The following is a 17,733-nucleotide window of genomic DNA, read 5'->3' on the forward strand; positions in this document are numbered from 1 at the left end:
CCGCACCGCGCGCGATCTCAGGTTCTCCTCCGTTTCGCACCACCACAACGACAGGGGGTATCTCCATGCAGGAGATCCTGAACGCCGTTTCCCTCGGATTCATCTACATGCTCTTCGCGCTAGGCATGTCCCTCACCTGGGGGACGCTCGGCATCCTGAACTTTGCGCACGGCTCGATCTTTATGTTCTCGGCCTTCATGAACTACGCGCTACTCCAATCGCTACCGCTCTCGCTTCCGGTCCTGCTCCTCGTGAGCGTGTTCTCCGGAGCGATCCTGTCCGTCCTCGCCTATCTGCTGGTGTTCCGGCCCATTCTTCGAAGAGCGAGAGACAAGGACACCGCTGAACGGCAGATCCTAATCGCCGGCATCGGCCTGGCGAGCATCCCCCTGGCGGTCGCCCAGGTGTTCACTCAGAGCAACCCGTTCGGTTTCGCTAACAGCACCTTCGCGGTCGAGTCCTTTACCGTGCTCGGCCTGCGCGTCTCGAACATCCAGCTGATCATCATCGGCACGGGGGTCGTACTCGGTCTCGCCGTCGTGCTCTGGGTGCGCTACGCCAGGAACGGACTCGCGCTCCGCTCGATCGGCGTCGACTCGGAGGTCGCCGCGCTGATGGGCGTGAACGAGGCGCGCCTCGGCATCGCGGCGACCGCGGTCTCGGGCGCCCTTGCCGGTATCAGCGGCACGCTGCTGACCTTCAGCTTCGGCGCGATCACCGCAGACAGCGGCGGGACGCTGCTGCTGAAGGCCTTCGCGATCATTGTCCTCGGTGGCGTCGGCAGCATGGCCGGCACCATCATCGGCGCGTTCTTCCTAGCGGCCGCCGAGACCATCGTCGTCACCTTCTCATCGGGCACCTGGGTCGACGCCGTCGCGTTCGGGCTGCTGTTCCTCGTGCTCCTGCTCCGACCCCAAGGAATCCTCGGCCGAAAGGAGGTGCGCCGCACATGACTCAGTGGTATGCAGCCAATCTCATTCTGATCCAGGGAACGATGCTGACGTTCCTGATGTCACTCAGCATCCAGTTCCCGATGAGGCTCGGCGTCTTCTCCTTCGCCGGGATCGCGTGCTACGCGATCGGCGCCTACACGTCCGCTAACGTGGTGCTACACACCGACCTGCCGCCCTACCTCGGGCTTCTGTTGGGCGTGGTGCTGTCTGTCGCGGTCAGCATCGTCCTTGCACTGATCGTGCGCAAGCTCAAGGGTCTCTATCTGGCCATGGCCACGATCTCGCTTGCGCTCATCGTCCAGACGATCGCCTACAACGGAGGCGAATTCACCGGCGGCGGCACCGGCCTGTTCGGGGTGATCAGCACTGTCGACACACCCGATCTCGTGGTCTTCACCGCCATCGCCATCCTGGCGCTGATCTTGACCGAGCGCGGCAAGCTCGGCAGGACGATCGAAGCCGTCCGCGAGGATCCCGAGCTAGCACTCTCGATGGGCATGAACGTCAACCGCTACCGCCTGATCGCCTTCATCGTGAGCGCCATCTTCGGTGCGATCTCCGGGGGCCTTATCGTGCTTCTCCGGACTACGGTCTCTCCGACCAACGTCGGGTTCACGCTCACCGTCACCGCGCTCACCGTCATCATCATCGGCGGCTACAAATCGTGGATCGGCGCCGCAATCGGTTCGATACTCGTGACCTGGCTTCCGCACTACCTGGAGGCCATCGACGACTTCCAGCACATCGTCTTCGGTCTGCTCGTCGTGCTCGCGGCGATCTTCGTGCCGGGCGGACTTCTGGGCGTCGGCGATCGCATCATCCTCTCGATCCGTCAGTCGCTCACGCGACGCCGACAGCGCCAAAAGGACGGCGCGCCGACCGACCCCGGCCCGGGGCTCGACGACTGGAAGAACCAGCTAACAGAGGAGAAGGCGTTATGACCGACCTCGCCCCCGAGACCGAGCTCGTCGCCGAGACGCGACGGGATCTGCTCCTCGAAGCCCGCAACGTCGCCATCCACTTCGGCGGAGTCAAAGCCGTGGAAGGCGTCACACTCGAGATCGAAGAGAACAAGATCTACGGCCTGCTCGGCCCGAATGGCTCGGGCAAGAGCACGATTCTGGCCGGGATCACACGGCTGGTGCCGCTCACCTCGGGCGAGCTCTTCTTCCGCGGCCGCGAGTACCACAAGGCGCCGGGGTACCGGCTCGCCCGGTGGGGCATGGCGCGGACGTTCCAGACCGTGCGCCTTCTGCCGGACATCACCGTGCGTCGCAACATCCTGCTCGGTGTCGACGTGGACCGCGAGGGACTGAAGATGTCCCGAACGGATCGCGTCGAGCTCGTCGATCGGGCGATCGAGCGAACCGGTCTGCAGGACTACATCAAGCAGACACCTGGGGAGCTCTCCTACGGCGTCCAGCGTCGCGTGGAGATCGCCCGCGCGATCGTGACCTCGCCCTCAATCTTCTTCCTGGACGAGCCGACGGCCGGCATGAACAAGAGTGAGCGCGCCGAGATCGGCGAACTCATGCACGCACTCAAGGCCGAGAACATCACGCAGCTCCTGGTCGAGCATGACGTGCAGATGATGGTCGACACGTGCGACTACCTCTATGCCATGAACTCGGGGAAGTTAATCGCTCAGGGGCCTCCCGCTGCAGTCGTCCAGGATCCACTGGTGCAGGAGGCCTACATGGGAAAGGGATGGAAGAACGATGCTTGAGATCCGAGACCTGCACGTCAGCTACGGAAGCATCCGAGCCGTCCAGGGCGTCTCGATGGCGGCCGTCCCCGGTCGGGTCAGCCTCGTGCTCGGTGCCAATGGCGCCGGAAAGACCACGACCCTCAAGGCCGTGATGGGTCTGCTCCCCCTCTCCGAGGGACACGTGATCGTGGACGGTGAGGACCTGACGCGCAAGCCGACGGCGCGCATCGTCGCTCGGGGCGTCAGTCTCGTTCCTGAGGGCCGGAGGGTGTTCGCGGAGCTCACCATCGAGGAGAACCTGCTCATGGGCGGCTACACCACTCCAAAGAAGTCGCGCACGCGGCTGCTCGGCGAGGTGTTCGACATGTTCCCCGTGCTGCAGGAGCGGCGGTCCGGCGCGGCCGGACTGCTCAGCGGCGGCGAACAGCAGATGCTGGCGTTCGGGCGTGCGCTCATGTCAGAGCCGAAGTACATGCTCATGGATGAGCCCTCCATGGGCCTGGCGCCCGCGATCGTTGAGCGGGTGCTCCTGACCGCGCGCACGATCGCAGATCGCGGCATCGGCGTGCTCATGGTGGAGCAGAACGCAGACGCAGGGCTGCGCGTCGCCGACGACGTGGTCACCGTGTCAGCGGGAGAGGTCGTCTTCTCCGGCAGCGTCGAGGAGGCCAAGGCCGAGAAGGCTATCCTGCGCGCGTTCCTCGGGGAGACGGCGCTCGCAGAGTGACGGCACAGAGATCACGTATTAATAAACAGACATCACGTATTAGTAAAGGAGAAGGAATGAGCGAGTCACCATCGAGGTACGGCGCGGCAGGCGATGACGAATGGCCGCTCATCCGACCCCGCCGCATCGTGATCGGCTACGACGATGGCGGCCGCGCCGCAGTCACGTTCGACGACTATCCGGGCAATGTGGGCGAGAACGCCTCCTTCCCGGGCATCGCCTCCAACATGCTCTGGAAGGAGGGCCCCAAAGTCGACCGCGACAGTCGTGAGGACGGCGCGGTCGTCTGGCGCGAGGTTCCCGTGCCCATCGATGGCACCCGCTTCTTCATGATCACGATCGCTGCGGGTTCGGTGGCGGACATGCACACGACTCCGTCGGTCGAATATCACTACATCATCAGTGGCGCCATCATCGTGACGCTGGACGACGGCGCCGAGGTGGAGGCCAGGGGCGGTGACGTCATCGTCATGCGCGGTGTGGCGCACGGCTGGCGCAACCCCTTCGACGAGCCCTACGTCAGCGTGGGCGTCATGGTCGGCATGCACAGCGCCTTCGGAGAGAACCCCTGACCGTGTCCGGACACCAGGGCGTCGAGGCACGGATCACGCACATCATGACGGTCTCGACCGAGTGCGAGCCCGGTCGCGAGGCCGAGTTCGAGGACTGGTACCACCGGATCCACCTTCCGCAGGTGATGGCCGTTGAGGGCATGGAGAGCGCCGAGCAGTGGGCACTCGACGGCGACGTTGAGGGCGAGAACCGGTGGCTCACCACCTATCGGCTCTCCGCGCCGACGAGCGAAGTCCAGGCCGCGCTGGCTCAGCTCGACCTCATCTGGACCTCGGCCTATCGACGACCGCTGACGAAGATCCGGAGTTACACGCTCAACGGCGTGAGGGCGCGGAAACTGCCCGAAGGACAGGGCATCGAGATCTCGGAAAGGGAAGACTCAGCATGAGCGACAGCACGAACGGTTTCGATTTCACCGGCAAGGTGATCGCGATCACCGGAGCCGGACGGGGCATTGGCGCGGCCTATGCGCGAGACCTCGCGCGCCGCGGCGCCGCGGTCGTCGTCAACGACATGGGCCGCGATGAGGACGGCGAGAGCCGTGCTGGCAAAGCGGTCCTGAAGATCGTCAACGCCGGAGGATCCGCGGTGGCGGACGAGTCGGACGTCGCTGATCCCGAGGGCGCGGGTCGACTGGTGGACACCGCGGTGACCGAGTTCGGTCGCCTGGACGGGCTCATCCACAACGCGGGATTCCTCCGTCCGTCCCGAATCGCCGACATGGCTCCGAACCAGATTGACGAAGTCCTCGGCGTCCACGTGCGTGCCGCATTCCACACCACGATCGCAGCCTGGCCGCACCTGGTTGCTGCGGGTGATGGACGAATCGTTTATACCGGTTCGAGCGGGATGTTCGGCCACGATGCGAACAGCAACTACTCGGCGGCCAAGAGCTCGATCTTCGGTCTGACCCGGTCCATCGCTGCCGAGGGCGCTCCGAACGGCATCCGCGTCAACTGTGTGATGCCGTATGCCCAGTCGCTGATGGCGTCGGACAACCCGCTGATCCCCAGCGAGCGACAGGCAGCGTCCCGTGCGGCGCTGAACATACTCACTGATCGGCGCGCACCGGATTCGATGGCACCGCTCGTGACTTACCTCATGAGCGATGCCTGCAGCGTCAGCGGCGAGGCGTACTCGGTCCTCGCCGGACGATACGCTCGCCTCGTCGTCTCGCTGACGAGCGGATGGATCGCGAAGGATCCCGACGCGGTGCGCGCCGAGGACATCGCGGCGCACCTTGCGGAGATCAGCGACGACTCGCGGCTCTTCGAGCCCCGCAGCATGTTCCACGAGGTGGAGGAGACCTTCGGTCGGCTGAGCGAGCTCGGGCTCGTGTCCACCCCGTCGCAGGCGGCGACTCATGCGTGAGCCGCTGCCGTCCTACGACGAGCTGCCCGCGGTCGAGGGCGGCGGGCGCAGCGCCTGGGGTCTGTTCGACGACGCCGGCGTCTCGGTCGGGAAGATGGCGCTTCTCACCCCCGAGATCGCGGCTGACGCGACACGGCTCGTGCGGACGGGGTCCGTATTCCCACTCGATGCGCGGCTCGACTTCATCGATCCGCCACTGTTCGAACGCGATCGACTCAGCGTGCGGATGGATCAGGTGCGCGACGGCAAGGGTCTCGATGAGACGTACTTCGGGTACAACCCGCAAGCGTCCAGCCAGTGGGACGCGCTCGGGCACGTAGCGTTCCGAAAGGACGAGTTCTACAACGGTGCGACGCTCGACCAAGTGCTCTCCGGCGAGCGGAACACGATCACAGCGTGGGCGAGTCGCGGCATCGTCACGAGGGGTGTCCTGCTCGATCTGCGACGCACGCTCGGAGATACCTACGACCCCGGCACCTCCCACGGCTTCACCGTCGAGGATCTCGAGCGTGCTCGCGTGGCCGCGGGAGTCGAGTTCGCGCCGGGCGATGTCGTCCTCCTACGCACAGGCTTTCTCGAGTGGTACGGGTCCCTGGATGAGCGCGAGCGCGAACGCATCGCGGACCGGCAGGTTCTCCGCGCCTGCGGCATCGAGCACACGGAGGAGATGGCCAGGTACGCGTGGAACTCGCACGCTGTTGCCTTCGTCAGCGACTCACCGTCCCTCGAGTCGTGGCCGATGGATCACAGCCCTGAACTGTTCCCCTTCGGATGCCTGCACCAAATGCTGCTCGCCCAGTTCGGGATGGCCATCGGGGAACTGTGGTGGCTCGAAGATCTCGCGGCGGCGTGTGCAGCGGATGGCCGATACGAGTTCCTGCTGACGAGCGCGCCGGTGCAGAACCCCAAGGGAATCGGTTCCCCCGCCAACGCGCTCGCGATCCGGTGAGGCCGAGATGCGCAACGACGAGCATCCACCGACCTCGACAGGCGAGACGAGCGGCATGGTGTGGAGAATTCGCTCCTCTTTTATCCGCTATGTCACGGGCAGCGGCGGCGTCATCGGTATACGCGGGCGTGCCGGGACGGTAAAGACACCCGCGGGTGTGGCGTTCTACTTCGGACTGGACGACGCGAGCGGCTTCGACCCGATGACGCTGAGTGGCACGCTCGCCTTTTCTGGCGCGGTCGACTTCACCGCGCACGGAGGGATGCTTTCGCTGTCGATCGTCGATCCGTGGATCATCTTCGGCGAGCGATCGCTGATCTCCGTTCTGTTCGGGGATCAGCGGGTGCCGCTCGCCCAGGTCACTGCCAGTCCGCCCACCTTCTCCCCTGGAAGCGGTGGGGTGCTCGAATGGTCCGCGCTGCCCACGCATCTGGAAGCCACGGCTGTCCCGCTGTTCGGTGACGTGTACACCGCGGGCGTTGCCATGGATCCGATTAGCGTCCGTATAGAAGCGAGTCGCGTCGTGGCGACAGACTGACAGACTAGGCGCACGCGAATTCGCGGGTTCGCATTCCAAAGGTGGTGGTGCAGTGGAGGAGTTCTACAGCGAATCCGTGATGAGCCGCGTGGTCCGGATCATCGATTCGTTCGACCGAGGCGCCCGTGCTCTGCGACTCACCGATTTGGCCAACCGTGCGGGGATCCCCCTGCCGACCACGCATCGGCTCGTTGCGGAGATGCTCAGTCTCGGACTACTCGAGCGCGGACCGAACCGGACGATCAAACTGGGGAACCGCCTCTGGGAGATCGCACTGAAGGGATCCGGCCTGCTCTCGCTGCGCGAGGCGGCGCAGCCGCACCTTGAATGGCTCCTGAAGTCGCTGCGCGTACACGTGAATCTCTCGGTCCTGGACAACTACTCGGTGCTGTTCCTCGAGCGCTTGCAGTACGGCGAGCCGGTCCCGTCCGGGCGCACCTCCGAGCGCTGGGCTATCCATGACAGTTCTTCTGGCCTGGTCATGCTCGCGTTCGCGCCGCCCGAGTACCAGGAATTCATCCTCAGCCGCCCGCTCGCGCGACGTAGCGCGGAGACGATCGTCGATCCGGTGCAGCTCCGGAAGCTGCTGCCTGGCATCCGTCGCTCCCGCATCGCCTACGTCCCCGGAGCGGGACTCGAGGGGTACACGGGGCTCGCGACGCCGATCCTCGGCGCCGGCGGCGATGTCATCGCCAGCGTCAGCGTGATCTACCCTCGTGGCACCGAGCAGCCGGCAGCGGCGACGGAGGCGCTTCTCATTGCCGCACACCGCATTCACATGGCTCTGGTCAACGCGTCAAACGAGTAGTCCTTTCGCTCACCGAAAGTCGGCTCGCAGACCGGTCGACGAGCTCGCATGATGAATAAGAGCCCTTTTTCTGAAGGGCCTCCCGCGAGCCGCGGTACCGCGACTCGAGGAGAGTTCGATCGAAGGACGATGACGTGACACTGGTCGAGAACGAAATCCCGTACTCGGAGACGCTGCCCTGGCCCGAGGGCATGGCCCCGATGGCGGTCATCGATGAGGACGGTGCGCTCTCCGAGCCGCACGCCCAGTACGCGTGGCTCCGTCACAATTACCCGGTCATCGCGATGCACAACGAGGTCGGCCCGGACGTGTGGATGGTGACGCGCTACGACTCAGTCCGCGCAGGTCTCCGGGCGCCGAAGGTATACGCGAATCAGCCCGCCGACACACAACCGACCTACGCCTTCGTCTCCCAGTGGGATGCGCCGAATCACACCCGCCTCCGTCAGTTCTACGCGCGTGCATTCAATCCGAAGTCGATTGCTCTGGTGGAAGATGCCGTGCGAGAGCGTGCGATCACGCTCATCGATCGATTCGTCGCAGCGGGAGGCGGTGACCTGATCGAGGAGCTCGCTGTGCCACTCACGCTGATCACGATCGGGTCCGTTGCGGGTCTGCCAACGGAAGACATCCCGACGCTCAAGGAGTACTCGGAACACATGCTCCTTCTGCAGGCGCGGGCCCGCGCGCTGCCCAGCAGCGAGGACGCGGAGGAGCGCTCTCTGGAGTTTCTCGCCTACGTGGCAGAAAGACTCGACGTTCTGTATGCCGAGGGAAGCGAGTCGGTCGGCGGAGTGATCGCCAAGGCCTGGAAAGACGGCGAGATGACCAAGGAGGAGGCCGCCCAGATGACGGGCTTCCTCTTCGTCGGAGGCCACGACACGACCACGATGCTGCTCGGCCACCTGGTGCGCTTCATGATCGAGGAGCCCGACCTGCTCGAGCGCCTGCGCACCGATCCGGAGGCCCCGGCGCTCGCAGTCGAGGAAGCCGTACGTATGCGGGGAGCCGTGCATCGCGCTACCCGCTATCTCAAGGAGGAAGTCGTCGTCGACGGTGTGCCGATTCCCCAGGGTGAGCTGGTGCGCCTGGTTGTAGCGGCGGCGAATCGCGACGAGTCGGTATTCGATCAGCCCAACGAGTTCGACATCGACCGCGACAACAGCAAGCACCTCGGCTTCGGCGCGGGCGTGCACTCCTGCCCAGGTGCGCCGCTCGCCCGCCTGCAGTTGCGGGTCGCGCTCGAGGAGATCTCGCGCCGCGTGGAGAAGTTCGAGTTCGACGGTGCGGACGCCCTGGAGATCCAGCCGGGACACTCGATCTCACTCGGGCCCAAGCGCCTGATGGTACGGGTGACTTCGCTGACATGAGCGTTGCAACCTCGAACCGACCGATCGTCATCATCGGTGCCGGCCACGGTGGAACGCACCTCGCGGCCAAGCTCACCCACGCCGGGGTCCAGACGGCACCCATCCTGCTGGATGCCGGATCGGAGGTCCCCTACGAGCGTCCTCCGCTGTCCAAGGACTTGCTCAAGGATCCCGATGCTGCTACCCCGCGACTGCATCGCGCGGACTTCTACGAATCCAAGGGCATCGACCTGCGCCTCAGCACTCGAGTGGAGAGCATCGACCGGGAATCCCAGACGGTCCGCCTCGCCGACGGAAGCAGCATCGCCTACGAACGACTGGTCCTGGCGACCGGCGCCCGCGCCCGCGCGCTCCCGGTGCCCGGAGCTGACCTGCCCGGCGTGGTGAGCCTGCGCGAGCTGGACGAGGCGCGAGAGATCGCGCGCCGTCTGACGCCGGGCACCCGCGTGGTGATCATCGGCGGTGGGTACATCGGACTCGAGGTCGCCGCGGCGGCGCGCAAGCACGACTGCGACGTCATCCTCCTCGAGGCCATGGACCGCGTCATGAGCCGCGTCACCTCGGCCCCGGTCTCGGAGCACTTCCACAACCTCCACGTGGAGCACGGCACGCGCATCCATCTCGGTGCAGGGGTCACCGGCATCCGTGCCGAGGACGACGCCCTGGTCGTCGATCTCGCGAACGGCACCGAGTATCCCGCCGACATGATCCTCGTGGGGATCGGCATCATCCCGAACCAGGAGATCGCCGCGCAAGCCGGGCTCGAGGTGGGCGATGGCATCCTCGTCGATGACGACGCCCGCACCTCGGATCCGTTCATCTATGCGATCGGCGATGTCACCCGGTTCACCTGTCCGCGGCAGGGCGTCAGCCTCCGTCTCGAGTGCGTGCAGAACGCGCTCGACCAGGCGGACGCCGCCGCCGCGTCGATGCTGGACCTCCCACGGCCCGAGCCCACGATCCCGTGGTTCTGGACGGTCCAGTACGACGTCCGGCTGCAGACCGCCGGGGTTCGCAGCCCCGACGACGAGATCCTGATCCGTCACGATCCGGAGCACGCGCGCACCTCGGTGCTGTACCTCCGCGACGGCAGGCTCGCCGCGATCGACACGATCAGCGCGCTGCGCGACTTCACCGGGGGCAAGAAGCTCATTGCCGCCCGCGTCCCGATCGACCGAACGAGGGCGACAGACCCCGCCGTACCGCTTGCGGACGCGGCGCTCACCGTCGCCCACTGATCCGTCCTTTCCCATCTGACAAGGAGTACTGTGACCATCGTCATCCGCGCCATCGACCGCGAGGGGGAACTTAGCGACGTCGAGTGGAGTCCCGACCAGTCGCTGATGGAGGCCCTGCGCGACAGCGACCTGCCCGTGCTGGCCTCGTGCGGCGGGACAGCGTCGTGCGCCACGTGTCACGTCTACGTCCCACCCGAGAGGCTGGCCGAACTCGGCGAGAAGTCGGACGACGAGAGTGAACTCTTGCTCGACAACGACTACCTCGATCCGGAGAGATCGCGCCTGTCCTGCCAGATCGAACAGAAGGACGACCTCGCGGGAATGACCGTCGAGCTCGCACCCGAGGAGTAAAGGATCCCCATGACGCTCAAGACGCTGCCCGACATCTGGCCCTTCAGTCGCGACCCGCAGAATCCCCTGCTGCCGCCTCCGCAGCTCGCAGAGGTGCGCGAGACCGGTGATCCGGTCGAGGTATTCATGTACGACGGAGCTCGAGCGACGCTGGTCACGACGTACGCCCAGGTCGTCGAGGTGCTGACGAGTCCGAACGTCTCCTCGGACGGGACCAAGCCCGGCTTCCCCTACATCAGCGACTCGGCGCGGGCCAACCGCGGATCGCGTCCGACCATCGACCGTCTCGACTCGCCGGAGCACGACCGTCAGCGCGCCATGCTGGCGCCGAGCTTCACCATGAAGAAGATCCGGACCATGCGTCCCGCCATCGAGGAGACGGTAGGGAAGCTCCTGGACACGATGGAGGCCAAAGGAGAGGCCAAAGGTGGCGTCGACCTGCTCACCGAGTTCGCCGAGCTCGTCCCGGCCACCGTGGTCACCCAGCTCATGGGGCTGCCGCTCGACCGCGCGGACTTCTTCCTGGACCGTGTGCACCGGTGGATGAACGATCAGGCCGACCCCGCCGACATCGCGGTGGCGATGGAGGACATCAAGGAATACTTCGGTGAGGTGGTCGACTCCCGGATCGGCTCGGACGGCACCGACCTGATCAGCATCCTGGTGCGCGAGCGTCTCGAGACCGGCCAGATCGATCGCAACCAGCTTCTGCTCACCCTGCACCTCCTGCTGAGCGCGGGATTCGAGACGACCGCGAACGCGATCGCGCTCGGTGCGGTTGCGCTGCTGCAGGAGCCGGAGGCCTGGCGCGAGCTCGCCGAGACCGACGACGACGAGGTGGTCAAGGGCGCTGTCGAAGAGGTGCTGCGCTTTGTCAGCCCGGCGCACCAGACCCACATCCGGATCGCCGACGGTGAGATCCCGGTCGGCCACTACACGATCCAGCCGGGCGAGGGCATTATCGCGACGCACATGGCGGCCAACCACGATCCGGCACAGTTCCCGGATCCGGATCGCCTGGACATCCACCGTGATGCGCGCAGCCACCTCGCCTTCGGTCTCGGCCTGCACCAGTGCCTCGGGCAGGCGCTGGCCAGGCTCGAGATGCAGGTCGTGTTCTCGATGCTGCCACGCCGTTTCCCGAACCTGCGACTCGAGAAGCCGGTGACGGAGTTGACCTATAAGACGGCATCCATCGCCTACACGGCAGCCCCCGTGCCGGTGACCTGGTAAGACCCGATCGACCGAGCTGAAGGAGGAGACCATGACGAACGGAACCCACATCTCGATAGCGCCGGGCAAGTGCATCGGCGCCGGCAACTGCGTGGAGCAGGCGGAGGACTACTTCGACCAGAACGATGACGACGCGCTCGTCGTCGTGCTCCAGTCAACGGTGCCCGCGGAGGATCGTGCTCGGGTCGAGCGGGCGGCGAACGTCTGCCCGGTCGCCGCGATCATCCTCAGTGACAATGCCTAAGCGGGGCAGCGAACCAGAGCGGATCGTCATCGTCGGAGCGGGCAAGGGCGGCGCGCAGCTCGCGGCCTCCCTGCGCGATGCCGGCAGCACGGCCCGGATCACCCTACTCGGTGACGAGGATGCAGCGCCCTACGAGCGCCCGCCCCTGTCCAAGGGGTATCTCCTGGACGGTCCCGACGGGGAGAAGCTGGATACGTATTCGGCCGAGTTCTATGCCGAGCACGACATCGACCTTCGCGTCGGCAGCCGGGTCGTGGCGATCGAGCCTGCGGAGAACCACGTCACGCTGGAGGGTGGCGAGACGGTCCCGTACGACCGGCTCGTCCTCGCCACAGGCGCCGATCCTCGTTCGCTCTCGATCCCGGGTGCGGACCTCCAGGGCGTGGTCGGACTGCGCTCGCTCGCGGACGCGGCGAAACTGCGGGAGCTGCTGCGCGCCGGCCGCGAGCTCGTGGTCATCGGCGGGGGCTACCTCGGCCTCGAGGTGGCCGTCGCGGCGGCGACCGGGTTCGATCTTCCGGTGACGGTCATCGAATCGCTGCCCCGACTGCTGGCCCGCACCGCCGTGCCGGGGACGGCCCAGTACGTCGCCGCCTACCACACCGCGCTCGGCGTGCGCGTGCTGCTGGGCGCCCAGGTCATCGGCCTCGGCGCGGACGAGGGCGGCCACGTGGCCTACGTCGAGACCGACACGGGCGAGCGGCTCCCCGCGGGCGTCGTGTTCTACGGGATCGGCGCGATCCCGCGCGTCGACCTCGCCGTATCCGCGGGTCTCGAGGTCGGCAACGGCATCCGGGTGGACGCTTCGCTGAAGACGTCCGTGCCGAACATCTGGGCCATCGGCGACTGCTGCGAGTTTCCGTCCGCGCACGTCGACGCGTCCGTGCGGCTCGAATCCATTCAGAACGCGGTCGACCAGGCCAGGCACCTCGCGGCAGAGTTCACGGGCGGCGACCCTGGTGCCTACCGTGCCACGCCGTGGTTCTGGAGCGACCAGTCGACGATGAAGATCCAGAGCGTCGGCTACGTGCGCGATCACGACGAGAGCGTGACGATCGGATCGCCGGCGGAGGGGAAGTTCTCCGTCCTCGTCTTTCAGGGCGGACGCCTCGTGGGTGCCGACTCGGTCAACGCGCCCGGCCACCACCTGGCACTGCGGAAGCTGTACACCGCGGGCGCGGTCGCCGCGCTCACCCCGGCTATCGCGCGGGAGCCCGGATTCGCACCGCACGCGTTCGTGAAGGCGGTCCTCGCATCGTGAAGCTCGGCATCTATCTCGACCTGCGCAATCCCATCAGCCATCGCCGCGATTGGACGGAGCTCTACCGCGATGCCCTCGACCTGTGCGTCGAGGCAGAGCAGCTGGGCATCTCTTCCGTCTGGCTCTCGGAGCATCACACGTTCCCGGACGGCTACCTCCCGCAGCCGCTGTCCTTCGCTGCGGCGATCGCGGCTCGCACGAGCACCATCCGGATCGGGACGGCCGTCCTGCTCGCACCACTGTGGACACCCTCTCGCCTCGCTGAGGAGGCCGCCTCCGTGGACATCCTCAGCGGTGGCCGGCTGGATCTGGGGCTCGGCACTGGGTACCGACGTGCGGAGTACGAGCTGTACGGGCGCGAGTTCGCCGCCCGTTTCGCGACCACCGATGCCGTGGCCCGTGAACTGCGCCGGCTGTGGGAGTCGGACGCCGTGATCCCCGTGCCCGTTCAGGATCGGCCGCCGATCTGGATGGGCTACAACGGACCAAAGGGCGCGCGCCGCGCCGGCGTCCTCGGCGAGGGGCTGCTCTCGGCGAACCCCGCGCTCGAGGCTCCGTACCGCGAGGGCCTGGCTGCGGGCGGTCACTCGCCCGACTCGGCCAGGATGAGCGGACCCCTGACGTTCTACGTGACCGATGGAGACCCCGACGATGCCTGGAACCGGGTCGAGCCTTACTACAGCTACCAGACCGACTCCTACGCCCAGGCGGCGAAGCCCGGTACGAACACCGAGCCGGCCAGAACTCTGTCCGCGGTAGCGAGCAGGGTGCCGGCGATCGACGGTCAGTTCGGTCAGGTCATGGTCGACCGGCCGGAGGAGATAGCCGCAGCGATCAAGAACTACGTGGCCGAGGCTCCGGTGGAGACGGTGTTCGTGTGGTTGGCGCCCGGTGGAACCCCGTCGGAGATGACGCGGGAGCACCTGAACGTGCTCGGCACGCGTCTGGTGCCGCTGCTCGCCGAGATCTGACGAACAGCGAAGAAGGGGGAGCGCGGCCGAGGCCGCGTTCCCCCTTCTTCGTGGTGTCCTTCGTTCAGAGCAGGTCGGCGGCCACCAGGCGCTCGTAGACCCCAATGGTCTCGTCGCGCATGGTGTCGGGGATGGTGGCGTCCTCCGGGTCGAGGATCTCGTCCAGGTGGTCCTGAATGTCCTCGACGGTCACCTCGTTGGCCGAGGAGGCGAGCCATCCCGGGGTCACGCCGTAGAGTACCCGCGCGAAGCGTCCCACGTTCGCGGAGAAGGCCTCCCCGTTGACCGCGCACTCGCGACTGGCGAGGTACACGACGAGCGGTGCGACCGAGCGCGGGGTGCGGCGCGGCTTCATCTGGTTCATGATCTCGCGGGTCTCCTCCATGCCCTTGCCGGGCAGCGGGTTATCCACGGCGATGACCGACTGCGCGTTGGGCAACACGCAGTTGATCCGGAAATCGAAGTCGGCGGAGAGCTCCTGCGCCTCCTCCCTCAGCGATCGAGCCATCCCGATCAGCCCGCCTTTCGCCGCCGCGTACTGGCTGTTGCCGCTGTGCCCGAACGAGGAGGCCGAGCTGGTGAGCACCACGCGGCCGTAGCCCTGCTCGACCATGTGCGACCAAGCCGCGCGCGTCGTGAAGAACGACGATGTGAGGTGCACGGCGATGACCGACTCGATCATGTCGTCGGTCAGATCGGGGAGGAACCCGGGGCGCAGGAAGCCGGCGTTGTTCACCAGCGCGTCGATCCGACCCCACCGCTCGATTGCCGATTCGACGAGCGCGGTGGCTCCGTCCGAGGTCATGATGTTATCGCCGCTCGAGATCGCCTGGGTGCCCAGGGCCTCGATCTCGGCGACGACCGAGTCGGCGCGCGGCCGACCGTCCCCGTCGAGTCCGATGTCGTTGATGACGACGTTCGCACCGCGCTGCGCGAACTGAAGCGCGTACTCGCGTCCTAGACCGCGACCGGATCCGGTCACGATGACGACCTGTCCGGTCATGTCCACTGGTGTGCTGCTCACTGGGGCCTCCTGATGATTACTGTTTCTTCTTCTCTCGATGGCCCTGTCGGGTCCACCAAAGTGTCCGCGAGCAGCGGCGCGAGTCGCGTCGCTGCCAGTTCGATGTTCCGGCGGGCGAGATCCTCGGGAAGGCCCGGCAGTGTCGCCCAGATGTACGCGGTGCGGGCCGGCGTGTCCGCGATCAGCTCGCGCAGTTCGGCCGCGGCCCGCTCCGGGGTCGCCACGAGGAATCCCGTCATCGAGCCGGTCGATAGACCCCGCGCGCAGAACTCCTCTACGTCGAAGTCCCCACCTCCGGTCAGCCTGTCGTCCGCGCCGTGGTAGCCACCCCACTGGTAGGCCACGTGCGGTCGGATGAGCGGCCAGTCCCGTTCGGGATCGTCGGTCAGGAACACGTTCGCGGGGCCCGTCATCCGCGGCTCGGCCTCCCCGGGCGAGTCGGCGATCCCCTCCAGGTACAGCGGCAGGTAGCGCTGCCCGAGGCGGAGCAGTCCCTCGCCCATCTCACCGACGCGGCGCAGCCCCTTCGTGCCCGAGACGCCGATCCAGACCGGGATCTCTTCCTGCAGCGGCGACGGCGTCACCGCGCTGCCCGCCCAGATCCGGCGCAGCTCCTCGACGCCGCGCATGGTCGCCTCACTGCGGCCGTCGAAGTCCGCACCGTAGAGCGCGTACTCGGACGCGACGTACCCGGCTCCTACTCCCAGTTCCAGGCGGCCGCCGCTGACGATGTCCAGGACAGCAGCCTGCTCGGCCACCTCCACCGGGTTGCGCAGCGGCAGGATGAGCACGCTCGTGCCGATCCTGATCCTCTCCGTCCTCGCGGCCGCGGCCGCGGCGAACACGAGGGGCTGAGGCAGATATCCGTCGGCATAGCCGTGGTGTTCGGTGAACCAGAGCGAGTGCAGCCCGGCGCGGTCCGCCTCGGCGCAGAGGTCGAGAAGGTAGGCGTAGTGCTCCCTCCACGGCCGTTCCCACTGGGCCGGGTTGCGGCCGTCGACGTAGAGTCCGAGGTCGACCACAGGCTCAGATCACCAGGTATCCGCCGTCGACCGGCAGGGTCACGCCGTGCACGTAGCTCGCCTTCGGCGACACCAGGAAGCCGACGGCTCCCGCGACCTCGTGCGGCTCGCCGAAGCGCTTCATGGGCACGTGCCACTGGACCCAGGCCTCGCCATCCGTGCCCTTACGACCCATCGGCGCATTCATGTACCCGGGCGCGATGGCGTTCACGCGGATGCCGTGCGGGGCGAGCTCGACGGCGAGGCTTTGCGTGAGCGAGTGCACACCACCCTTCGAGGCCGCGTACGACGCGGCATTGCTCGAGCTGCGCAGGGCGGCGACCGACAGGATGTTGACGATCCTCCCCTGCGTCCGCTTCAGCGGTTCAACGAAGGCGGCGATCACCTGGAACGTCCCGGTGAGGTTGACCTGGACCACCTGCAGCCACGACGACAGGGAGTCCGGATCCTCGATCCGCGCTGCGCGCGCGATCGCGGCGTTGTTGACCAGAATGGACAGGTCGCCATGCTCGTCGGCGACGCGCGCCGCCGCGGCCGCCACGGAGTCCGCGCTCGCGATGTCGACGACGAGTCCGTGGGCTTGCAGCCCGAGCGCGGTCAGTCGCGCCACCTGGTGCTCGACTTCGTCCGCCCCGAGGTCCGCAACGAGCACCGTCGCGCCGCGTTCGCCGAGCTCCTGCGCTATGGCCGCGCCGATTCCGCGCGCACTACCGGTGACGAGCGCGAGGTCTGCGGCCAGATCCTGTTCGGTCATTCCCCGCTTACCTCCACGTCCGCGATCCGGATGAAAGGCCGGACCCGCGTGATCACGCCGTCACGGTCGAGGATGGTGGCGACAAAGCGATTGCCATCTTCATCGAGCCGTCGCGGCATGACGTAGAGAATGTCGTCCGAGTTCGGGTCGCGGGCCAGGCGGTAGTGCGTACGCTCGTCCCCGGCGATCATGCGGACCATTCCGTAGGGCTTTCCGACCTCGAACTCGCGCGCGAGGGTACCGCTGTTCGCCTTGATTCGCTCGCGGAATTCGGCAATGGCCGTCGCGGGGTCGCCACCGTCGGGTGTCTCGATCCCGCGCACCAGGTAGGTCGTCCATTCTGGGTCGTTGAAGCGGGTCCGGTACCCCATCCTGATCACCGGATTAGCGCCGTAAAGGACCTCGTAGTCCTGGACGTCACCATCCGTGCGGATGGTGATGATCTCCTGACCGACCTGATCCGGCTCAAAGACTCCGAGCTCAGAGTTCCAGACCTTCGCCTCCGCTAGATCGATCTGCCAGGTGCCGTCGAATCCACTCATGATGGTGCGCCCCGTCTCCCAAACGTCATCGTTAGCCGACCTACCAACCGACCATTCGTACGATAGTCTTGTCCCAGGCTCGGTCGGTGTCAAGCC

21 protein-coding genes are annotated in these 17,733 nt (G+C 66.5%); 17 read left to right on the forward strand and 4 right to left on the reverse strand.

Annotated features, from left to right (window positions below; translation table 11 throughout):
• Positions 1 to 65: 65 nt before the first annotated feature.
• The 17 genes from AB4Y94_RS01710 to AB4Y94_RS01790 all read left to right on the forward strand — a co-directional run bounded on the left by AB4Y94_RS01710 (position 66) and on the right by AB4Y94_RS01790 (position 14,295).
• Complete coding sequence (locus AB4Y94_RS01710) at positions 66 to 953, forward strand: branched-chain amino acid ABC transporter permease (protein WP_441724139.1); 888 nt, start codon at positions 66 to 68, stop codon at positions 951 to 953.
• Positions 950 to 1,894, forward strand: a complete 945-nt coding sequence (locus AB4Y94_RS01715; protein ID WP_441724141.1) for a branched-chain amino acid ABC transporter permease — start codon at positions 950 to 952, stop codon at positions 1,892 to 1,894. Before AB4Y94_RS01710 ends, AB4Y94_RS01715 begins: the two co-directional genes overlap by 4 nt.
• Positions 1,891 to 2,679: an ABC transporter ATP-binding protein gene (locus AB4Y94_RS01720; protein WP_441724143.1), complete on the forward strand. Its 789-nt coding sequence runs from the start codon at positions 1,891 to 1,893 to the stop codon at positions 2,677 to 2,679. Before AB4Y94_RS01715 ends, AB4Y94_RS01720 begins: the two co-directional genes overlap by 4 nt.
• Positions 2,672 to 3,388 carry an ABC transporter ATP-binding protein gene (locus AB4Y94_RS01725; protein ID WP_441724145.1) on the forward strand — a complete coding sequence of 239 codons (717 nt, stop codon included), beginning with the start codon at positions 2,672 to 2,674 and terminating at the stop codon, positions 3,386 to 3,388. The genes AB4Y94_RS01720 and AB4Y94_RS01725 overlap by 8 nt, the downstream gene beginning before the upstream one ends.
• A 56-nt stretch (positions 3,389 to 3,444) precedes the next feature.
• Positions 3,445 to 3,960: a cupin domain-containing protein gene (locus AB4Y94_RS01730; RefSeq protein ID WP_441724147.1), complete on the forward strand. Its 516-nt coding sequence runs from the start codon at positions 3,445 to 3,447 to the stop codon at positions 3,958 to 3,960.
• A 2-nt stretch (positions 3,961 to 3,962) separates the two neighbouring features.
• Positions 3,963 to 4,349 (forward strand): hypothetical protein, encoded by a 387-nt coding sequence (locus tag AB4Y94_RS01735; protein ID WP_441724149.1) that lies wholly within the window; start codon positions 3,963 to 3,965, stop codon positions 4,347 to 4,349.
• Positions 4,346 to 5,332 carry an SDR family NAD(P)-dependent oxidoreductase gene (locus tag AB4Y94_RS01740; protein WP_441724151.1) on the forward strand — a complete coding sequence of 329 codons (987 nt, stop codon included), beginning with the start codon at positions 4,346 to 4,348 and terminating at the stop codon, positions 5,330 to 5,332. Before AB4Y94_RS01735 ends, AB4Y94_RS01740 begins: the two co-directional genes overlap by 4 nt.
• A complete protein-coding gene (locus AB4Y94_RS01745; protein ID WP_441724153.1) occupies positions 5,325 to 6,281 on the forward strand; it encodes a cyclase family protein in 957 nt (318 codons plus the stop codon). Before AB4Y94_RS01740 ends, AB4Y94_RS01745 begins: the two co-directional genes overlap by 8 nt.
• A 7-nt stretch (positions 6,282 to 6,288) precedes the next feature.
• On the forward strand, positions 6,289 to 6,819 hold the full coding sequence (locus tag AB4Y94_RS01750) for an HtaA domain-containing protein (RefSeq protein ID WP_441724155.1): 531 nt from the start codon (positions 6,289 to 6,291) through the stop codon (positions 6,817 to 6,819).
• 52 nt (positions 6,820 to 6,871) lie between these two features.
• The gene (locus AB4Y94_RS01755) at positions 6,872 to 7,627 is read left to right on the forward strand and encodes an IclR family transcriptional regulator (RefSeq protein WP_441724157.1); all 756 of its coding nucleotides are present in this window, start codon (positions 6,872 to 6,874) and stop codon (positions 7,625 to 7,627) included.
• Positions 7,628 to 7,761: 134 nt separating this feature from the next.
• Complete coding sequence (locus AB4Y94_RS01760) at positions 7,762 to 8,997, forward strand: cytochrome P450 (RefSeq protein WP_441724158.1); 1,236 nt, start codon at positions 7,762 to 7,764, stop codon at positions 8,995 to 8,997.
• A complete protein-coding gene (locus AB4Y94_RS01765; RefSeq protein ID WP_441724159.1) occupies positions 8,994 to 10,235 on the forward strand; it encodes an NAD(P)/FAD-dependent oxidoreductase in 1,242 nt (413 codons plus the stop codon). Before AB4Y94_RS01760 ends, AB4Y94_RS01765 begins: the two co-directional genes overlap by 4 nt.
• Positions 10,236 to 10,265: 30 nt before the next feature.
• Positions 10,266 to 10,586, forward strand: a complete 321-nt coding sequence (locus tag AB4Y94_RS01770; protein WP_441724161.1) for a 2Fe-2S iron-sulfur cluster-binding protein — start codon at positions 10,266 to 10,268, stop codon at positions 10,584 to 10,586.
• Between the two features lie 9 nt (positions 10,587 to 10,595).
• Complete coding sequence (locus AB4Y94_RS01775) at positions 10,596 to 11,819, forward strand: cytochrome P450 (RefSeq protein ID WP_441724162.1); 1,224 nt, start codon at positions 10,596 to 10,598, stop codon at positions 11,817 to 11,819.
• 31 nt (positions 11,820 to 11,850) lie between these two features.
• Positions 11,851 to 12,063: a ferredoxin gene (locus AB4Y94_RS01780; protein WP_441724164.1), complete on the forward strand. Its 213-nt coding sequence runs from the start codon at positions 11,851 to 11,853 to the stop codon at positions 12,061 to 12,063.
• Positions 12,056 to 13,324 (forward strand): NAD(P)/FAD-dependent oxidoreductase, encoded by a 1,269-nt coding sequence (locus AB4Y94_RS01785; RefSeq protein ID WP_441724166.1) that lies wholly within the window; start codon positions 12,056 to 12,058, stop codon positions 13,322 to 13,324. Before AB4Y94_RS01780 ends, AB4Y94_RS01785 begins: the two co-directional genes overlap by 8 nt.
• A complete protein-coding gene (locus tag AB4Y94_RS01790; protein WP_441724167.1) occupies positions 13,321 to 14,295 on the forward strand; it encodes an LLM class flavin-dependent oxidoreductase in 975 nt (324 codons plus the stop codon). The genes AB4Y94_RS01785 and AB4Y94_RS01790 overlap by 4 nt, the downstream gene beginning before the upstream one ends.
• A 64-nt stretch (positions 14,296 to 14,359) precedes the next feature.
• Here AB4Y94_RS01790 and AB4Y94_RS01795 read toward each other — a convergent pair whose 3' ends face one another.
• The 4 genes from AB4Y94_RS01795 to AB4Y94_RS01810 are packed head-to-tail and all read right to left on the reverse strand — an operon-like array spanning position 14,360 to position 17,637.
• Positions 14,360 to 15,319 carry an SDR family NAD(P)-dependent oxidoreductase gene (locus tag AB4Y94_RS01795; RefSeq protein ID WP_441724168.1) on the reverse strand — a complete coding sequence of 320 codons (960 nt, stop codon included), beginning with the start codon at positions 15,317 to 15,319 and terminating at the stop codon, positions 14,360 to 14,362.
• Complete coding sequence (locus AB4Y94_RS01800; protein ID WP_441724170.1) at positions 15,316 to 16,341, reverse strand: LLM class flavin-dependent oxidoreductase; 1,026 nt, start codon at positions 16,339 to 16,341, stop codon at positions 15,316 to 15,318. Before AB4Y94_RS01800 ends, AB4Y94_RS01795 begins: the two co-directional genes overlap by 4 nt.
• A gap of 4 nt (positions 16,342 to 16,345) precedes the next feature.
• Positions 16,346 to 17,095, reverse strand: a complete 750-nt coding sequence (locus tag AB4Y94_RS01805; protein ID WP_441724172.1) for an SDR family NAD(P)-dependent oxidoreductase — start codon at positions 17,093 to 17,095, stop codon at positions 16,346 to 16,348.
• Positions 17,092 to 17,637, reverse strand: a complete 546-nt coding sequence (locus AB4Y94_RS01810) for a hypothetical protein (protein ID WP_441724173.1) — start codon at positions 17,635 to 17,637, stop codon at positions 17,092 to 17,094. The genes AB4Y94_RS01805 and AB4Y94_RS01810 overlap by 4 nt, the downstream gene beginning before the upstream one ends.
• Positions 17,638 to 17,733: the final 96 nt, after the last annotated feature.

Origin of the sequence: Glaciibacter sp. 2TAF33 (assembly GCF_052114945.1) — a bacterium.
In the GTDB taxonomy this organism is placed as follows: Bacteria; Actinomycetota; Actinomycetes; order Actinomycetales; family Microbacteriaceae; genus Cryobacterium.

Bases quoted from the DNA above. Each gene is read 5' to 3' on its own strand.
- AB4Y94_RS01710 (WP_441724139.1), top strand. From the start codon at position 66: ATGCAGGAGATCCTGAACGCCGTTTCCCTCGGATTCATCTACATGCTC.
- AB4Y94_RS01715 (WP_441724141.1), top strand. From the start codon at position 950: ATGACTCAGTGGTATGCAGCCAATCTCATTCTGATCCAGGGAACGATG.
- AB4Y94_RS01720 (WP_441724143.1), top strand. From the start codon at position 1,891: ATGACCGACCTCGCCCCCGAGACCGAGCTCGTCGCCGAGACGCGACGG.
- AB4Y94_RS01725 (WP_441724145.1), top strand. From the start codon at position 2,672: ATGCTTGAGATCCGAGACCTGCACGTCAGCTACGGAAGCATCCGAGCC.
- AB4Y94_RS01730 (WP_441724147.1), top strand. From the start codon at position 3,445: ATGAGCGAGTCACCATCGAGGTACGGCGCGGCAGGCGATGACGAATGG.
- AB4Y94_RS01740 (WP_441724151.1), top strand. From the start codon at position 4,346: ATGAGCGACAGCACGAACGGTTTCGATTTCACCGGCAAGGTGATCGCG.
- AB4Y94_RS01745 (WP_441724153.1), top strand. From the start codon at position 5,325: ATGCGTGAGCCGCTGCCGTCCTACGACGAGCTGCCCGCGGTCGAGGGC.
- AB4Y94_RS01750 (WP_441724155.1), top strand. From the start codon at position 6,289: ATGCGCAACGACGAGCATCCACCGACCTCGACAGGCGAGACGAGCGGC.
- AB4Y94_RS01765 (WP_441724159.1), top strand. From the start codon at position 8,994: ATGAGCGTTGCAACCTCGAACCGACCGATCGTCATCATCGGTGCCGGC.
- AB4Y94_RS01775 (WP_441724162.1), top strand. From the start codon at position 10,596: ATGACGCTCAAGACGCTGCCCGACATCTGGCCCTTCAGTCGCGACCCG.
- AB4Y94_RS01780 (WP_441724164.1), top strand. From the start codon at position 11,851: ATGACGAACGGAACCCACATCTCGATAGCGCCGGGCAAGTGCATCGGC.
- AB4Y94_RS01785 (WP_441724166.1), top strand. From the start codon at position 12,056: ATGCCTAAGCGGGGCAGCGAACCAGAGCGGATCGTCATCGTCGGAGCG.
- AB4Y94_RS01805 (WP_441724172.1), bottom strand. From the start codon at position 17,095: ATGACCGAACAGGATCTGGCCGCAGACCTCGCGCTCGTCACCGGTAGT.
- AB4Y94_RS01810 (WP_441724173.1), bottom strand. From the start codon at position 17,637: ATGAGTGGATTCGACGGCACCTGGCAGATCGATCTAGCGGAGGCGAAG.